Consider the following 410-nt stretch of genomic DNA (forward strand, 5'->3'; position numbering starts at 1 on the left):
CCTGGGTGCTGGGCGAGGGCGACGTAAACGGCAATGGCAACGGCATGCAGGACGCGGGCATGGCGCAGTCGCTGGGCGGAATGACGCAGTCCATGGGCGCTCCGGGCTCCATGGCCATGTCGCAGTCGATGGGGGGGAAATAAAGATGCTGAGCCGCACTGCCGATCATCTGTTCTGGATGTCCCGCTACACGGAGAGAGCGGAGAACACCGCCCGCATGCTCAGCGTGAGCTACGAGACCTCGCTGCTGCCGCAGTCGGCCGACGTGGCGCAGGAGAGCTGGCTGGGCCTGCTGTCCATCAGCGAGCTGATCCCGGCCTACACCGCGCGCCACGGCGAGGTCACGCGCGAGGGCGTGCTCGAATTCATGGTGCGCGACGGCGACAACCCGTCGTCGATCCTGTCCTGCC

The 410-nt window shown here is 66.8% G+C and carries 1 protein-coding gene; it reads left to right on the forward strand.

The features are described from left to right. Nucleotides 1-145: 145 nt before the first annotated feature. A partial coding sequence (locus GVL61_RS24620; protein WP_200845031.1) for an alpha-E domain-containing protein occupies nt 146-410 on the forward strand: 265 nt, incomplete at its 3' end.

Source organism: Novosphingobium sp. 18050 (assembly GCF_902706195.1).
Classification (GTDB): Bacteria; Pseudomonadota; Alphaproteobacteria; order Sphingomonadales; family Sphingomonadaceae; genus Novosphingobium.